The 17,361-nt window shown below is 41.7% G+C and carries 10 protein-coding genes; 4 read left to right on the top strand and 6 right to left on the bottom strand.

Annotated elements, in window-relative coordinates:
• From DBT_RS09505 to DBT_RS09485, 5 genes are all read right to left on the bottom strand, one after another.
• Positions 1 to 526 (bottom strand): hypothetical protein (locus DBT_RS09505; RefSeq protein ID WP_141674274.1); only part of this gene is annotated, 526 nt, incomplete at its 3' end.
• Positions 523 to 1,848 (bottom strand): PilN domain-containing protein, encoded by a 1,326-nt coding sequence (locus DBT_RS09500; RefSeq protein WP_067619733.1) that lies wholly within the window; start codon positions 1,846 to 1,848, stop codon positions 523 to 525. The genes DBT_RS09500 and DBT_RS09505, both read right to left, overlap by 4 nt.
• A gap of 251 nt (positions 1,849 to 2,099) precedes the next feature.
• Positions 2,100 to 2,378, bottom strand: coding sequence for a TMEM165/GDT1 family protein (locus tag DBT_RS09495; RefSeq protein ID WP_067619730.1), 279 nt, complete (start codon positions 2,376 to 2,378; stop codon positions 2,100 to 2,102).
• Between the two features lie 298 nt (positions 2,379 to 2,676).
• On the bottom strand, positions 2,677 to 3,075 hold the full coding sequence (locus DBT_RS09490; protein ID WP_067619728.1) for a hypothetical protein: 399 nt from the start codon (positions 3,073 to 3,075) through the stop codon (positions 2,677 to 2,679).
• Positions 3,072 to 4,481, bottom strand: a complete 1,410-nt coding sequence (locus DBT_RS09485) for an HDOD domain-containing protein (protein ID WP_161939959.1) — start codon at positions 4,479 to 4,481, stop codon at positions 3,072 to 3,074. Before DBT_RS09485 ends, DBT_RS09490 begins: the two co-directional genes overlap by 4 nt.
• Positions 4,482 to 5,274: 793 nt before the next feature.
• Between DBT_RS09485 and DBT_RS09475 the strand changes: the two genes are divergently transcribed.
• A complete protein-coding gene (locus tag DBT_RS09475; RefSeq protein ID WP_067619722.1) occupies positions 5,275 to 6,699 on the top strand; it encodes a hypothetical protein in 1,425 nt (474 codons plus the stop codon).
• A 294-nt stretch (positions 6,700 to 6,993) separates the two neighbouring features.
• Positions 6,994 to 8,451 (top strand): TolB-like translocation protein, encoded by a 1,458-nt coding sequence (locus DBT_RS09465; RefSeq protein WP_067619718.1) that lies wholly within the window; start codon positions 6,994 to 6,996, stop codon positions 8,449 to 8,451.
• A gap of 109 nt (positions 8,452 to 8,560) precedes the next feature.
• Here the strand turns inward: DBT_RS09465 and DBT_RS09460 are convergent, their stop codons facing one another.
• Positions 8,561 to 9,334, bottom strand: coding sequence for a hypothetical protein (locus DBT_RS09460; protein ID WP_067619716.1), 774 nt, complete (start codon positions 9,332 to 9,334; stop codon positions 8,561 to 8,563).
• A gap of 498 nt (positions 9,335 to 9,832) precedes the next feature.
• Between DBT_RS09460 and DBT_RS09455 the strand changes: the two genes are divergently transcribed.
• A complete protein-coding gene (locus DBT_RS09455) occupies positions 9,833 to 14,824 on the top strand; it encodes an Ig-like domain-containing protein (RefSeq protein ID WP_067619714.1) in 4,992 nt (1,663 codons plus the stop codon).
• 93 nt (positions 14,825 to 14,917) lie between these two features.
• Entirely contained in the window at positions 14,918 to 17,353 is a 2,436-nt protein-coding gene (locus DBT_RS09450) for a fibronectin type III domain-containing protein (protein WP_161939958.1), read from the top strand.
• Positions 17,354 to 17,361: the final 8 nt, after the last annotated feature.

Here is a 17,361-nt window from a genome sequence, read left to right as displayed (position 1 = left end):
ATATAATCAGGGCCTCTACATCCAATATAACCCTTATATGGGCATTTCTTCCCCTAATCCACACTATATTTAGCCTACTGGGCCTTATGAGCTTCTTTTGTTCACCGAAAAAACGGAGCAGCTCTACAAAATTATTTTTATTGCACTTGAACGTAAAAGTGGTCCTTGCCACTGAGTAGCCCTTCCACTTGGTGCTGCTGCTCGTGCGGTAGGTCAGTACTTCTATCCCCTTTTGAGAGGCATAGGTAAGAATCAGGTTTTGTAGGTTCGATGCCACTACCTGGGGATCAGCTCCATCGATTACCCGCTTTTTGAGGTTTGAGAGCCTGTTTTCAATGGATCCAAGGGTCTTTGCTGCCTCCTCAAGGCGTTTTTTCTCTTTTTCAAGACTTGAAAGCTGAATTTTCAGGGTTGAGATCTGTGTTTCGTTCTCCTGGATCCTTGTATTGAGGTTGGAGTAAAATAATGAATACCAGGCTATCCATATAATTATTAAGATGCCGTACCTTACCAGAGGAGATTTCATTTCTTTGTGTCCTTCTTCAGCTTTATTTCAACGGAAAACCTCTCTATACCATCTCTGGCCTTGGTAACAGGAGAAACGAGTCGAACTGTTTCAAAATAGGGGCATTTTCTCCATTCCGACATGATCGAAACCGCATTTGGCCCCTCTGCGGAAAGTCTGATTGTAGCACCGCTTAGATTAAATGACTTTATCCAGGCCTCATCAGGAGTGAGACGCGCCATTTCATCGAGGATATCAAGAATATCTGGATATTCTTTAATAAAACTTTCAATCTTTTCTATCTCTTTTTTGATTTCCTCTACTTTTTTGCTCTGCTCTCGAAGGGGAATAATCTTCTTCTTTTTGGCCGAAAGTTTCTTTTCAAGGGCCGAAATTTCCCTACTGGTCTCCATATACTGTTTGTATGTAGGGACACTTAACACAGTAATGGCTGCGATAGACAGAACGGTTGCCACATGAAAAAGGTTTATCTTGAGCCTGATTGGCCGTCTCCTTGGGCCATGCATTGATACTGGAGGAAAGGCCTGTGAGGCCAATGCGCCTGTAATTGCGTGAAATATCGGATAATTTAAGTCCTCTCCGAAAATATCTTGTAGCTTCGATGCCAGAGGATGAAGGGTATGGGCCTCGTTTTCAGAAGTGAAAGAGGTGTAAACTTTGATATTTTCATTGTTCCACGGAGGTGGCAGCATGCCTCTCAACTTTTCAAAACTACCTATTCCATCCTCTTCATCGAGCTTATGAGACCCTTCCCAGGAATCTTTCCCGTGTAGGGATAGGACCAGACCTTTCTCGTCATTGAAAAGGCAAAGGTGCTCTTCTTGAATAAAACCAAGTTCTCTATTGGTAGTATCCAGAGCTATGCTTGGAGGTATAACTGCATAAAGAGATTTTTTGTGCCCGGTCTCCTTTATGACCTCAAGAATAGGCATCAGCCTTTCTTTGGGAATGTAGACCAAAAGTACAATGGTTTTTCCATTTCGCTGAAATACCAAGGTATCGTAAAAGATCTCTTCTTCGGGAAGATGACTATGGATAGAGATGCTCATCTTTACAGAGGCCTTGGCCTCTGCAGGAGAAAGAGACTCGAGTGGTATTTCCCTCATGAAAAAATGGCGCCTTGGAAGCACGATTGTGATGCGGCGTTTTCTAGAGGGAGTGGTGGCCTTTAAAAGGCGTCTTAACTGTTCCAATGGAGGAATGCCAGAAGATGGGGACTTGATTTCAAGAGCCCCTTTTTGAATTATCTGTATTTTCCCTTTAATTATGGCAGCTCTTGTCTCGCTGCTTCCTATGTAGATGCCTAGAAATTCTCTTCTCATAACAGTATGCTAAATGAGCCTAATAGAAATTGAATCGTGATGCAAGCAACAATTGTCCCAAACTGTGTGCTTGGGAAGTGTATAGGTGCCTCGCTGCTCTCTTGCTGACTAATATTTATAAATTTCTTATTTCATTTCTCATATTTAATCAACTGGGCTCTTTCAGGCAATGGCGTTAAAAAACGTCCTCAGACGAGATCTGAACTTCTGTCTATGGGAAATGGGGAGTGCATCTTAATTTAGGAGTCTTTTTAAGAGCCTTTAATCAATATGATAAGGCCAATTATAATGAAGCCACCACCTGCAATTATGGAGATAAATTTCCTTGGGATCATTGATTCAAGCACAGAACCAGCGACTACCCCTAAAAGTGCGGCGCAAATAAGGGCTAGTGATGCAGCTAGAAAGACCATGACCTTCGAATATTCCGTCTTTGAAGCAAAGAGCATGGTGGCTAGCTGGGTCTTATCACCAATTTCTGCCAGAAATACTGTTAAAAATACAGTAACAAATGTCTTGAGCCCACTCATTTTCCATATATGTGTTTTACCAAAAAAATAAGATTTCTCAGTTTTGCCTCCACCTTAAACCCAGATTGCATAACTAGCAAGTTCGGAGGAAGCCTAGCCCAGCCCTGAAGAGTTTTGAGTGTTGAGTTTTGAGTATTTCAGAAGTGTTGAGTGTTGAGTTTTGAGTTTTGAGTTGAAGGAAGAGAAACCTGGTAAAGGTCGACCTATAGGGCGGTTCCTTGCACAAAGGTAATTCTTTTAAGGACTTTACCAACGACTTAGACGGAGTCCTGTAAGCTGCACAATCTGGGATAGAGGGTTATTTAAACGACATCCAAAGGTCCCAGAATATTGCCAGTAATGAGAAAAAGAATATGACAAAATAGTTCCATCGTTCCTTGGATATGTAAAGACTAGAGACAAGATAATGCAATGCCATGTAGTCTTTGTCGGAAAGCTCCTCCATGGCTTTGAGCTTTTTTAGGAGGTCAAGTTCAACAATGAGGCTTCGCCTTCTGTAGGTAATAAATGACCGAAATAGGAAAAAACACATGTTTCCAAGGACACCTATGTACCAGAAAAGGCGGATTAACTCAGGCTTGTAGGCCTTTGCTATTAGTATTAGTCGAAGGGACAGTGCGCCTGCGAGCCCCACGGAAAATGCGAGCCACGTGACCCAGTCTGGAAGCCTTTTGGGAATGTGATTTGTTGTCTTCATCTGTTCAAGGTCGCCATTACTACGAGATCTTTAATTGCCTTTAGTCTTAGAATATCTAATTTTTCTATTTTATTACTGGAAATTGCCCTGTCTATAATAAAACAGCCAATTGGGTTTGAATCTACAATTATGGGACTCAATGCGCAAATGGCTGAATCCTGTATATCATTTATTTTTGAAATCCTTTTGAGTATCGTATTCCAAGTGAGAATTGTTTCTCTGTTTTCTTGAAAGGCCTCTTTAATGGACTTTATCCGTGGAGGGAAAGATATTTTGATGCACTCTTTTAATTCCGTGATCCCTCGGCCTATGCCATGTCTGGGGACTAGGAGGTCCTTTTCCTTTGTGAGAAGAAGTAATAGCACCCTATCGACGCCGATCCCCCTAAATAGGGTCTCAGTGGCAAGGAGAAATATTTGATTCAGGCCAAGTCTTCTTTGGGCAATTGAAGAGCTAAGCTGGGTAAGTAAAGTAATATAGCGGTCTTCTGGCGTGTCGCCCCTGGTATCACTGATTGTTTTTTTATAAACCTCGCTTTTGTCCCCAAGTTTTCCTATTAAATCATTGGCGCATGTCTCTGAGATGACCTGTTTGAATGCCGCAGATAGTCCCATGGCCTTGTCCACAGCCTCATTGGCCCTTTTGAGGAGTACGGGGATTTCGTGTCCGGTCCTCTGGGAGATCGCCTGTAAGATACTCTTGGCCTTGGATGGGCTAATATTCTGGGATGTAAAGGCCCTTCCAAAGGCGTGGGCCTTTTCTAAGACAAATGGGATCTTTTTATTTGTATTGGTGTTGCCTTCGAGATTTTCTTTAATGAATGGTGGAAGATTCCAGACAGTTGCGATGGCCCTTCCAAGCTCTTTTAGGATGGCAAGGGCCTGTTTCTTATCCTTAGGATCAGCGCTTTTTTCGAATTTCTCAAAGGCAGCGTAAGTTTCTGGAGAATCTAGAGCCAGTATGATCCTTCCAAGTGAAAAGAAGAGACCAGCCACCATCATAGATTCCTTATTGAGCCCACTTTCATTATCAAGCAGTTCTTGAGCGAGGTGGGCCCCTATGAAGGATGCCAAGATGAGTCCAAGCAGCACCTTATCTCCTTTTTTCTCAGCAAGGTCTAGGACAGCCATATTGAGGGCAATTTCTCTAATGGTGTTGAAGCCAAGTAGAACTACAGCCTGGGTAACTGATGTTACTTCTTGTCCAGTTCGTCTGTAATAAAAAGAGTTGACCGTTTGTATGACCCTTGCAGTCAGGCCAATGTCTTCAAGGATAATGGCCGAAAGTTTTTCAATAGATATTTCATCATCAGGGTCTAGAGAAGCCAGTCTGAGAACGGTGTCTGAAAAGCAGGGGAGTCCGTTTTGGGTATAATTTTTTATCAAGTTCTGGATATATTCTTGCATTTTCAAATTTTCGTATCCCATCTCATGTTTCAGTCTAGGTTGAAGAATTGACCTCCAGGACAAACATGATCCAATAATATCTACATTAAACTATCATGACGACCGAATTCGTCACCCTCGTGGATGAAAATAAGAATAGGTAGAAGGTAGAAGGAAGAAGCTTTTTAAAAGTGTTGAGTTTTGAGCATTTCAGAAGTGTTGAGTTTTGAGTTATGAGTTTTGAGTTGAAGGAAAAGAGCTTTGGAACTTTTGAGTTGAAGCTAGAAGGGAGGGCCTCTGGCTTTTGTACAGACAGGGCTTGCTTCTTCCTTCTCCTTTCTTCCTTCTGCCTAATTAGAGTGATTTGCATAATTGTTATTTTAGTATATTTTGTAATTTTAATTGTAAGAAACATTTATATGCCAATTAGTATACTACTCTGTAGTATGAAAAGGGAAAAGAGGGAAAAGGGAGGAGCTTCCTTATGTAAAGAGCGGGAAGCAGGTATTTTCCCCAGTGAAAATAATCCCAAATTATGCAATTGGCGAGTTTGCCCAAGATGCGAGGCGCGAGGGGCGAAGACGTACTGTGGGGTACTTCGAGCCCCGAGCAACAAAGAGACCCGGGCAAAATCGCCAATCCCGTAGGGCTGCGAAAGAGGGCAAAAACAGCAGGAATATTGCTTCACCAAAAAAGTGAATGCCAAGCAAGCGCTACCAATAGGACAACTATTTGATATAAAAAGAAAATTCATTTTTGCCCTCTTTCGCAGTGCATAATTTGGGATAATAGTTGCAAGATTTGAGGAGGGGATATGAGGAAGGCAATTTTTATCTTATGTTTCTTGGCCTTTTCTGTTTCAGCAAAAGCAGACATTAGACAAGACTTTAATTCAGCAACACTCAAGGCATTTGGCAAGACGCTTCAGCAGATAGCTGAACAACAAGCTGGAATTCCAGCATCGAGTGCCTATGCAGTAGCTGAAAAATTTACAAATGGAGATATAAGTGGTGGCCTAATCGAATTTGCCAATCTCGTTGGAAGCGAAGCAATAGGACAGATTCCTGTGGTAGGCCCTTCAATATTCTTGCTCCAATTGGAGGCAGCTTTCATAGATGTTTTCAAACAATATCTGGATTGGACTCTCCTACAAGGAAAATGGAACTATTTTAAAACACTTCCAGTCGAGGAACAGGAATGTTGGATCAATGGATACTGTGATATTCCTTCATTGGAAGACGATGCAGTTTCTGCTTATTTGGAACGAAATGGCTACACGTTAAGAGAGCTCTTTTCAAAGTATGTGGAGGAAGAAAAGCGGGCGTCTATGTATATGGAATATGTTAAAAGACTTAGTGAATACGTTTATTATGCCACTTATCTATTCGAACCAGATCTCTACGATATTACTGAGGGCGACATAAAGCTTGATTCTGAGATAAAAGTTTGGACCTTCGCAAATTACGTCAGAATCTTTATTCAAATGCCAGATGGTCAAACTGATTACGTCATAAAGAAGCTTTCAATAGACGCCGTCAACAGACCTTTATCTTTTTCGATTTCAGAGTTTGATGACATAGTTTGGCCAGACTATTTTACCAACTATCCAAACGGTGTTCCAGTAACCATAACCGTCCAATCTTCCATTTGGGACGACCAGGGTTTGGTCGAAAAGTTCCTGGGTTCAAAATACGTTTCTCCAAATGAAAAGATAATCTCAGGACTAAAGAATCAGGAAAAGAGCCAGGCAACTGGCATTTTTAGATTTACGGTTAAGCCCTCTTTAGAGGAAAGAAAGATTAAGATGGTTGTAGATACCTCACTCAGTTTAACTTATAGAGTTACAATATATTTTGATTCTCTTTTAGGTGGCCCTCATACATCCACCATCAGTGAAAGCGCAGCCTTTAGCGATATTGTCGTCTATGCAGAGTGTTCTCCTGATAATAAGGCGCTTGTCTATGTAGACAATAAACCAATAGAGGGACGATCTGAGTGTGGATACGGTGAAAACTTTGAAATCAATTTTGTAAAAGTCAAACTTCCAATCTCTTCTACGGCAAACTTGATTTTCAATATGGATGTTGAGAATAGCCACGTGACTGGCTCCTTCGATTACAAAGGTACGTGGAGGAGCTACGAGCCAGAGACAGAGGAAAACTGGGCATCTGAGACAGTACTAACTGGAGTAAGTGGCTCCATTATCGGAAGGGTCACAGAGATTGCTGGTGGGCCTTAATCCACATTCTGACAATTCATGATACAGTTATTAGGAAGAAGGAAGAAGGTAGAAGGTAGAAGCTTGGCAAAAGCTGATACTATTGCCTGCAGGCCTGCAGGAAAACCTGGCAACCCCTACTCCAAGTTCCACCCAGTGGCCCATAGGAAGTGGTATCAGCAATTTATGCTTCTCCCTTCTCCCCTCTTCCTTCTACCTGTTACCCTGTACAGGGTAAATTTTTCGTGATTACAGCATATTATCCTGGTGTCGTGTAGTATGAGCTTAAATAGATCTGGTAAAGGAGTTAATACAATGAAAAGAACTTTATTTTTCACGGCATTTTGGTTTGTCTTCATATTAGTGTCTAACTCTTTTTCTCAGTCAAGTTATAGCGATTCATTTGATCAAAAGGTGACTCCATGGCCGAAGGACTTCGTTGTCAAAAGGTTGGTATATGAGATCAATCGAAATGACGATGTGAGTTTTTCACGTCTCAATGCCTACGGCAATATTGTGGGCTTTTCCATCAATTCCTGTGAGAAAGACCCAGAGGGAAAGTGTACTTATTATTCAGACGTTTTTTATTGGATTGATGGAATGAGGTATATGGAACCCAGGAAGCTGACCGATAGTAAAACTACCAACATCTTCAATGACTACCCCAAGGTATCCAAAGACGGCATAACATGGGTATTCTATGAAAATGAAGTATATCCCGTAGTAGTCAATCTCAAAATGTATACGTTTGCTAATGGTACTTTTAAAAATTTAACTGATTTTAAAGAACCTTCCTTTCTGGGGGTTAGATATTTCCTAGACGGGCACATGTGCCTGGCAGAAAATGGACCAGAGGTTGTTGTATGGGATGCATATGGGCTTGTTTTGACAGACGCAAATTATTCTTTTTCCTCTAAGGCCATTGGCGGCCATACCTATTATGGGGTTACCTCATTTGAATACCCCTATATTACCATTTCAGATGACGGAATGGGGGGGCATTATCTCATAAATCTCCAGACAGGCGAGGACGTCAAACTTGGCGATAGCGCCATAGGAAAAACCATTTATAGAAACGGCTTCGTTGCCATGAGCTACATAGGTGATTTTGGTAAATCTACCTCGATATATGTCCAAAAGTTGGCTACTGGCGAGACCAAAACTGTAATTAATCGTGAATATGGCATATCAAACTGGGATTTTAGCGAGGACGGTCGTTTTATTACCTTCATCCGTTACGATGAGGGCTATCTATACGACTTGGCATCTGACAAGCTATATAAGATTCCAACATCTTCTGAAGGTTTTGAACGTAGTATTATTACATATATAAAGGCTACCAGGACTGCGTTGTTCTGGCTTGAGGACGATTCAGTCCATCAAAGGCTCTACCACGTAAGTACCAGATATTTTCTCCCATCTCAGGCTGGCCAGGCGTCTTGGTTACAGGATAGATTCATGAACTGTGCGGTTTTCGAACCGGCGTCAGGCACCCTCACTATTCCTCTGATTGAGTTTAACGGGCAGTATATTACTGCTGATCTTGGGCTTGAAGGCCATGATCCAGTTAGCTTTGGAGTAAAGTTCGTGCAGGCCATCGATGGGAGCGCAGGGGCTACCAGTACTCAAAATGCAGCTACGATCCGCGACGGGGCACAAGGATTCTTCGTAGATATACCCTGTGTCACTGTAGATTATGAGCAGGGCTTTAGGGTGTCGCTCTTTTTGATGAGTTACGATCCAGTACGATTTTCTATTTTTAGCATTGAATAGTGGCCTAGGTGAAAATGCTTCGTACATAGTTTTCCCCTGTGGGGCGCCACAGGGGAAAACTTTTTGGTTTGACTTTCTCGTTAGATGTTTGGAAAAAATTCCTTTGAATCTATTTTTTAAGGATTATGACACTGGTCATATCCACACCAGTGTTTCCGGTCTCCTTGTCAAATGCATAGACTGTAATGGTGTATGCACCCTTTTGAGTAAGATCCAGGTCTGCTTCGAAGATGTTGGTCTTACCTGAAAATTTCATGGGGATCGTGTCAACGATCTTGTTGTTCTTTTTAACAATGGCAGCGACCTCAATTGCATCTGGGTGCCAAAAGGTCTTTGGGCTCACAGGGCATCCACACATAGGGGTAACAGATGCTGTGAGCTTGATTTTGGCTGCGCCCTTTATCATTGTGTGGGCACTGGGATTGAGTATATCCACTACATAGCCTGGAAGTTCCAGGATGATGCCGTCACCAGTAATGTCCTTTCCAGGAATGACCCACGTTGTTACTGACACCTTTTGCATGGCCTGGGGCTGTGCATAAGGGGCCTGAGCAATTATCTCCACTTTTTTGGGCTCATCGATGTCTAATATGGCATCGAACTTTGCTGCCTTTTCACCGATCTTTACTCCACGAGCAATTGGCGTCTTCATGAGTAGCTTTGTATTGCCAGTTCCACCTTTGGTGAAACCTTTAGCCAATACCTCTCCTGTCATGACGTCCTTAACCAGGACAAACGCCCCACCCATGGATGAACCAATGAACTTGGCATCTTTGGCCTTGACCCTGATTGTCAATTTTGTGGGAATAGAATGGGCAGTGTCTGGTACTAAGAATGCCATGAAGACAAAAAATACGGCTAAAGTCCCTAATACTTTTTTCATTTTTCAGACCCCTCCTTTTAGAAATGGCATTAAAATTGTTACTTAAAGAAAGTTTACACAAAATGAATAATAAATCAATGAAGATGGAAGTTAACATAAAAAAGACCATAAAAAAGTAACTCTTATAGCCTGATGTAACTTAGTGATGTTGTTTGATTTATTAATAATGTGTCCTTATTTGAAAGGACTTTAAATATTTTTTGATAGTCTATTAATTTTTGGAAAAAACACTAACTCTAACCATCTTCTATTAGCTGAATTTTCTTATTAGCCCCGCAAATTAATTACAAATTTGTAATTTTATTTTTTGTTTTAGAAAGTGAAAAAATATTCTTAGTAATGACCTGCATCTGTTAGATTTTGTGTTGACAACACTTTTCAGTAATGCTAATTTTTCTAAATTAGAAGGAGTGGAGGGGGTAAGCCATTAACCCACGCAAGAACTATTTTCCACTAAATCGTAAAAAAAATCCTAATATAAGGTCTAAGGAGGGCCCAATGTATACTAAAAAAGGTATAGGGGTATTGGTGTGTCTTTTTGCCTTGGTTTTTTTTCAATCCTCACTTGTTCATGCTCAATGTGGAGGAATCACTGGTCCAAAGTCGGCTAATGTTACGAATATGATCGAAATGGGAGTTAATTGGCTTTTGGATCAACAAAATCTTGATGGTTCTTGGGGTTGGAACTATAAGGTGGCTGAGACAGGTTTAGCGGTAACCATTCTGGAAGACTATTTAGCGGCAAATGGAAAAACTATTTGTCAGGGGGTGACATCAAATTCCACAGCGTTTGAAAAGGATGTTCGTGCAGCCGCAATAAAGGGGCTTAGTTATATCCTTTCTCAGGATCATATAGTTAATCTGACTGTTCAGCCTGCTGGAGATCCAGATGTCGATGGAGATGGAGCAGGTGTGGTATTTTATTACGATAAAGAGATTTACGAAGCTGGTATAGCAATGATGGCTATTGCAAGTAGCCGTTGTCCCAATCTTCAGAGTGGCAGTAGCTTTGATCTAGATTTTGATGCCAATAACACTCAAGAATTTTTAATGACATCGATAGATGTAGATGGCGATGGCGTCAATGATACCTTAAATGACATATTACAGGATGCAGTAGATTACCTCGCATTTGCCCAGAATGACAGTGGTACCGCAAGAGGAGGGTGGCGTTATACTGCTAATTCAGGGGATTCCGACGCATCAAATACTGGTTGGGTATCATTTGGTTTGGGCTTTGCCCAGACTCCTACCTATGGCTTCTCGGTTGTGGTGCCTCAATGGGTAAAAGATGAACTCAATGATTATGTCAATTACCTCCAAAATCCGGTAGACGGAGACGACAACGATGGAGGCCAAGGATACTCTGATCCATTTAATTGGGTCAATATATTGAAAACTGGACATGAGTTGTATGAATTTTACTTCCTTGGCGACACAATGGTTACACCAAGGGTCCAGGCTGCAGTTGATTATGTTGCAAGACATTGGAATGATCCCAATTCAGATCCTGGTTGGAGAGATGGTGGTAACGGAGCTAGCAATTACCACGCTATCTTTAATTTAGTAAAGGGATTGGGTGCTCTAGGTATCAAATATGTCGATGGAGTTGACTGGTATAATGAATTTGCAAATACAATCTGTACAGAAAAACAGGATATAGACATAGATTTTAATGGTATTCCAGATCAAAATTATTGGAGCGGATGCCTATGGGGAGACAACAATCTCTGTACAGAATGGGCACTTTTGAGCCTACAGAGGGTTGTGCCTGTTACTTTTACCCAAATTGGTGAGGTAAACGTTACCTATATTGGAGCCACCCAAGCCTGCCAGGGTGACAACGTCACACTTAGTGCAAAACTTACGGATGAAGATGGAAATCCCATTGAAGGTCAAACAGTAGAGTTTGCCTTTATGATGGGCAATAAGGAACTACAAACTGCCAGCGCCACTACAAATGCAACTGGAGTCGCTACCACTCGAATAAATCTTAATTTTAACTCCGATGTGGTGCCCTCCGTAAAGATTAAAAATGCAGTCAATACGGCCTCAGGCCTAAATGTAACTTTGGCCAGCGATGAAGTCTATTTCGTAGCCAGATATCTTGGCGGTAAGGTAATTGATCCGACTGATAACAGTATTAAAGAGTATTCTGGCGCAATGGAAAAATTTACCGACTTTGATTTAGGCGTAAAGTACAATTGGGATTTTGACGGAGATGGCCTAGTTGATGCCAATACTACTGAGCCGGTGGCCTCCAATGTTTATCCAAATGGATGCCCAAATAAGTACTGGCCAAAGGTCTATGTAAGCTTTTGTCAGGCTACAGACACAAACTGGAGTGAACCGGCTAGACTCATGGTGGAGCCAGAGGGACTATTTATTACTAACGCATACTTTTTAGACACAAATAGAATCCAGGTGGTATTCAATATGCCCATAGATCCAACTAGTGTTGACAATACAGATTTTAATCTATGGGTACCTGAAAATCGTAAAATTCCAGCGCAAGGGACAGACGAAGAGATCAAGATTGAAGACATCAACGGGAATTCCGTAACTCTGCACATAATTAATTACAGCTGGAATTGGAACGATGAGGGCTATATCTGCCTCAGTGATTATGGCGTTATTAGAGCATCAGACGGTATAACTGTAAATAAAACATCTTGTGAAGAATGTGAGACACATATAGGTCCAGCGCCAAATGTAAGACTAGGCGTATTCGACACAGATTGTGATAAACAGATTGATCATTTTGCACTGTATTATTCTGACGGATTCGGTGGAGAAACGCCAGGAACAATACTAAACGACATCTCCATGTCTATAAAGACAGATCGTCTATCTGGTATTTGGAATCGTCCATATAGCTGGCAGATAAACAATATCACGCTCATTAATGATAAAACTTTGTGGATAGAGGTAGCTGAGGCAGGCTATTTTGATGACATTGGGCGTACCTCTTCCTTTGCAGTCTCAGTGAACTCCATGGGTAAACTCACTGATGGAGCAGGCAATCCACTTGATCTTGATATGTTTGGCTACCATATTCCACTGTATATTTGGCCTGAACGATTTAATCTTTGTGAGCCAAAGATTGTTGGCGCATTTTTCGAGGGTTGTTCAATTCGTGTAGAGGTGTCAGGCATTTTAGATCCATCTTCTATTGATCCAGAGGACTTCAATCTTGTTGTTGGCACCAATAGCACTGCCTATGAAATCAGTGGCATATCAATCAACAGTTGGAGAAACACTACCAATGTGTATCTCTCACCTACCTCATGTACTGACTGTTTTGACTGTACATTAGGTGGATCTGTGGCCTTTTCAGACAATGGAGTGGTGAATACTCAACCAGCAGGAGAATTTGGATTAATAGCAGATAACAATAGTACAACTCCATTTCCAATAGAATCATGTAAGGTCGGCAGGCCATATATTGATTCCTTTGCCATGGACACCAACTGTGATGGTATGATAGATCAAATAATTCTATACGCTGGCTGTGACAATCAATTTGTGGGTAATTTAGCTGCCGATGCAAATGTAACCGTGCATACAGAAAGTATCTTTGGAAGACCGTTGGATTGGATAGTGACGGGTAAGGCATTAACTGACGACCGTCACCTCGTAATTAATGTTGAGCCAAGTGGATTCAGGGATGCTGAGGCTATGCCAGTAATTGAACTGGGCCTTAATGGAACAGGGCTTATGCTTTCCAATGTGTCCATAGATGGAACCTATGTGGTCAATCGCCTTGTGAAAAAGGAACTAGGTGAACAGTTACAGTCTTGGTACGATGTAATGACTAATCAATTGCATGTCTATGCTAATCTTCCCTATTCGTCCTACCAGTGTACATATCCAGGAAACTGTTACCAGACAATAAGCAGTGACGGCCTGCTAATCCCTGCAAACAGGACGCCTGATCAGGATTTCAATGGTACCAATATCGATTTAACAGGAGCAACCTATGTAAATATTCCTGAGTGTGGATATGGGGATATAGTTATCCAGCTGGCTAATAATGCCCTTAAGAAACCCGCAAATGGAGAAGGGCAACTTCAATATACTGTGGGTCTGACTCCAAATCATGCGCTTGAGTACGCGGAACTCGGTCTGCCAGTTTCCAATCAACTAACCAGTACCTTCTGGGCTCCATTCTATGAAATAAACAATGGTAATGCATTTGTTATGGATATAGAGGGCTCAGTTACAGCCAATGGTACAAAAACACTAGAAGGTGCAGCGGTCAGCGCGTGGGTGATGAAAAAACAGGCAATGAGGGTAGTGTACCTAAACTATGGAGGACTCAGTTACAGATTATACGTAGATCCTGCCCAGTTTAATGAGGCCTATTCAAATCACCTTGTTAGCACATTCTATCTCAAGTTCCGCAAGGGGGTACCTGTCGCAATTACGCCTACTGCTGACTTGGCTGCGGATGAATGGAAGGCTGAGGCAGTTCAATTCTATCCAGATGAGGATGTGATTAAGAAGGGTAATGAGGTAATAGGCTTTGTACCCCATTTCTGGGCACCATGGCATGCCTACTGTGAATATGATTGGTGTTCGGCTTCGCCTATAAGCAGAGAATATACAGACGCTAATGGCCATTATCTAATTCATGTTGTTAATAACGTCAGTGCTGGCGACCCCGTCATTCTTACAGTTACTAAAAGAACAGAATATGGCTTTGTCACTGTGCCCGTAACTGGCATTCAGTCTGGAGATACAGGGTTCTTTATCAATTTCAATGCAGTCTATAATAAAGATGAAGGACAGGCTTTTACTCACGACATAAACCTGGCACATTCCAATAGAGCACCAATAAATGTTTATAGTTATCCAAATGGCATGAGACTATACCTATTCGGTGTGCCAGTGAAAAAGGCATATTATAAAACTCTTGCTGATATTCCTACTTATATTCCAGCTGATTGGCCAAGGGTAAACACCACTGGACATATCTCTGAAGTGCCAGTAAAGATGCTCGGTGATGTGCCAGTGGCAGGTCTATTGGTTCCAGCTAACTTCATACTCGGTAGTGACGGTTCTGGTATCCATTATGCAGCTAATGGCGTTGGTTCTTTCACCACATTCCTCGGCGGACATGCCTACATAGTGGGACGTAATTATGACTATTATCCGACTGGTGGCCAGTTTTCAGCGCTATTAAGTTATCATGATAATCCGGTCCAACTGTACTTCTTCGGCGAACCACTAACAGGGGCTGATATACTGAATTTGACGGCCGGTGGTCTCAATAATGGATGGTATGTTCTCTACAATTGGAGCAATGCATCAGTAGGCGATCTTATATCCAATCAGAATATAGACTACGTCATGACTCTGACTGATGGTGGATATAGAAGCCAGAATGATGCTTCAACAGGTGATTTACCCGCAGCCAATGTTCATGAAATGCTAATTATCCATACTAATAATGCTGCTACCTGGCCTATTTCTAGTGTGACTCCATAACTGAATTGAGATATGGGAGATTGTTCATCCATTACTTTGATGGATGGACAATCTCCCCAATTGTTGTCATGCCAGAGTGCTGAAGAGATGGTGATGAAGACAGGAATGGAAGGTGAAAGATTTCAAGAAGCTCCTATGTTACGAAAAGTGGCTTTCGTTTCGATATTATTGTTTTTTTTCATGGTAACATGTGTAAATGCAAACGAATTCACTCTAGAAACCAGACATTTTGAACAACCAGTAGCATCACCGCTAATGCATGTATTCCAGGGGGTTATCGTGGGATCGGATATAGAAATTGGTACAGGTGATGAACTAGCGGCACTAGATTTAAATGGACGCGTGATAGGAGCATCAATTGTGGGTGATGCCACAATAGGATTATATTTCCCCAACCAATTTTGGATAGCAGTTTATGGCGATGATCCATCCACGGATTATGTGGAAGGTCCATCCGCTGGAGATCAAATAAATTTTCTTTTTTGGGATAGCGAGAGAAACCTTGAATATGTGGCTGAGCCAATAGATCCGTCAACTGGAAGTGATATCAAAGCAATCTGGTCTGGAGAGTTTTGGATGCCTCCGGTTACATGGATCAATCTTAGGCTTAAGGTTGTCAACAGATCTCCACAGATATCCAACTGGCATGTTGCGCCATTGATGGTGAAACCTGGAGAGACGGTTTCTTTCAAAATTTCAGTAGAAGATCCAGATAATGATATTTTACAATATGAATTTACAGCGGATTCAGGGGGATTCAATCCACAGTCAGGAACAGTCTCACCTGATTATCCAACAGAGATACAAACTAAATGGATAGCACCAGCCACTGAAGGGACTTATTACATAAGTTTTGTGCTCAAAGATGAAAAAGGCCATGAAGTTACAAGAGGGGCGACAATAGACGTAGCCAAAGAAGATAAAAAACCTCCAATAGATGTTGGACAGCTTGTAGGAAGGATTGATGGCCGGACAGCAATACTCAAATGGGATCCGTCTCCGAGTTCAGATGTAGTTAGCTATAAAATATACAAGAAACAAACTGTCGACGATAGTTTTGAGTTAATCGGTAGTGTCCCAGCAACATCTGCTACATTTAGTGTATCGCAGCTTTATACGGATGTAGAGTACGTCTTTAAGGTTAGTGCTGTTGACCATGCTGGCAATGAATCGCCAGGCAAAACTGTAAAATTGATCATAACCGAAGATAAGGAGCCTCCAAATATTGGTGTAGAGATTCAAGGAAATCAGGTATGGGTGAAGATTTCAGATCCTGATGGCCTTATCGATGAGGCTGCCACCATTGCAAAAATAACTAATGAAAATGGCGATCCATTAACACCACAGCCAGTTTTTTCAAGAGAATTATCTGATGATGGTAAGAGTCTCAGCATGGTCACAGTGCTCTTACCTGGTCTATACGTTATTTCTGTTGAGGCCCATGATAAGGCTGGGCATGTCTCTAATAAATTCTTTTCAAGGGTGGTGGAAAATGGGAAGGCCTTCCAGGTAGAGGGGGGAGTTTCAAAAATTTATGTTGTAGAAGGTGAAAAAATAAGAATCAATCTGGAAGGAGGTATCCCACCATATAAATTATCTAAAAAAGGTAATGTTTACTTGGCACGTTCATATCTTACTGGTTCACAACTCAGCATTGAGGGGATCAACCGAGGATTTTCCTCAATTGAGGTCAAAGATGCCACAGGAGATCCCATTAATATAGATGTCTATGTAGTACCAAATATTGAGAAACAAGATATTGCCACTATTAAAAGTCCAGCAAACATTCCAGATCCTGTTTCCCAGCCTCTTGCTGCAAATATGGAAGGAGGGAATTTGGAACTTTTGCTGTCTGTTGCTCAATATTCCAAGGGGACAGATGTATATGTAGCAGTTAGTTTTGAGCCTCCTGATGGAGGCGATCAAATCCTGGCTTTCTTTGACCAACAGGGCGGGCTATCGCAGACACTAGTACCGTTTTTGCGAGGTAATAAGAAGGCAATACAAAAAAATCAAATCGCAAAATACCCGATCAGTGTCTTCCCAGAGGGATATTACAAGTTTTACGTTTTGATTACCCCAGAAGGCGAGCCTTTGACTGACAATTTCCATGGAATACTCAGGTCATTTGATTTGGCTGTGTCTGGAGTTCCAAAGGGAATTCAAGGAGGACAAATAACCAATCCTTTACCATTACCCGACCCACTGCAACAACCAGTAGCGGTGACCAATAATCATGGGACCTTAGAAGTCTCGATTCAGACGCCATTATATAATGACGGAGAAGTCGATCTTTATCTGGGAGTTGAAACTGATGATGGTCTCCAGTTGATAAGCCCAGAAGGGACCTTGGTCTCTCTGGAGCAGGGAATCAGGCCTTATGCCACTGGTGTAACCAGATTGGATAAGAAATTTACTCTAAATACCTCAAAGACTGTATCTAAATTTTATTATCTAATAGCACCGACCAACGAACCAGCTTCAAAGGGGCTAACTAACTATAATTGGGGTGGCCTAGATTTACATTAAAACGCATG

The sequence above is a fragment of the Dissulfuribacter thermophilus genome (assembly GCF_001687335.1).
Lineage (GTDB): Bacteria > Desulfobacterota > Dissulfuribacteria > Dissulfuribacterales > Dissulfuribacteraceae > Dissulfuribacter > Dissulfuribacter thermophilus.
The sequence above is the reverse complement of the archived record's forward strand: the minus strand, read 5'-3'. Positions and strand labels throughout refer to the sequence as shown.

What these genes read in the sequence shown, in the direction of transcription:
- DBT_RS09500 (WP_067619733.1), bottom strand. Translation starts at nt 1,848, where the DNA reads ATGAGAAGAGAATTTCTAGGCATCTACATAGGAAGCAGCGAGACAAGA.
- DBT_RS09495 (WP_067619730.1), bottom strand. Translation starts at nt 2,378, where the DNA reads ATGAGTGGGCTCAAGACATTTGTTACTGTATTTTTAACAGTATTTCTG.
- DBT_RS09490 (WP_067619728.1), bottom strand. Translation starts at nt 3,075, where the DNA reads ATGAAGACAACAAATCACATTCCCAAAAGGCTTCCAGACTGGGTCACG.
- DBT_RS09485 (WP_161939959.1), bottom strand. Translation starts at nt 4,481, where the DNA reads ATGCAAGAATATATCCAGAACTTGATAAAAAATTATACCCAAAACGGA.
- DBT_RS09475 (WP_067619722.1), top strand. Translation starts at nt 5,275, where the DNA reads ATGAGGAAGGCAATTTTTATCTTATGTTTCTTGGCCTTTTCTGTTTCA.
- DBT_RS09465 (WP_067619718.1), top strand. Translation starts at nt 6,994, where the DNA reads ATGAAAAGAACTTTATTTTTCACGGCATTTTGGTTTGTCTTCATATTA.
- DBT_RS09460 (WP_067619716.1), bottom strand. Translation starts at nt 9,334, where the DNA reads ATGAAAAAAGTATTAGGGACTTTAGCCGTATTTTTTGTCTTCATGGCA.
- DBT_RS09455 (WP_067619714.1), top strand. Translation starts at nt 9,833, where the DNA reads ATGTATACTAAAAAAGGTATAGGGGTATTGGTGTGTCTTTTTGCCTTG.
- DBT_RS09450 (WP_161939958.1), top strand. Translation starts at nt 14,918, where the DNA reads ATGAAGACAGGAATGGAAGGTGAAAGATTTCAAGAAGCTCCTATGTTA.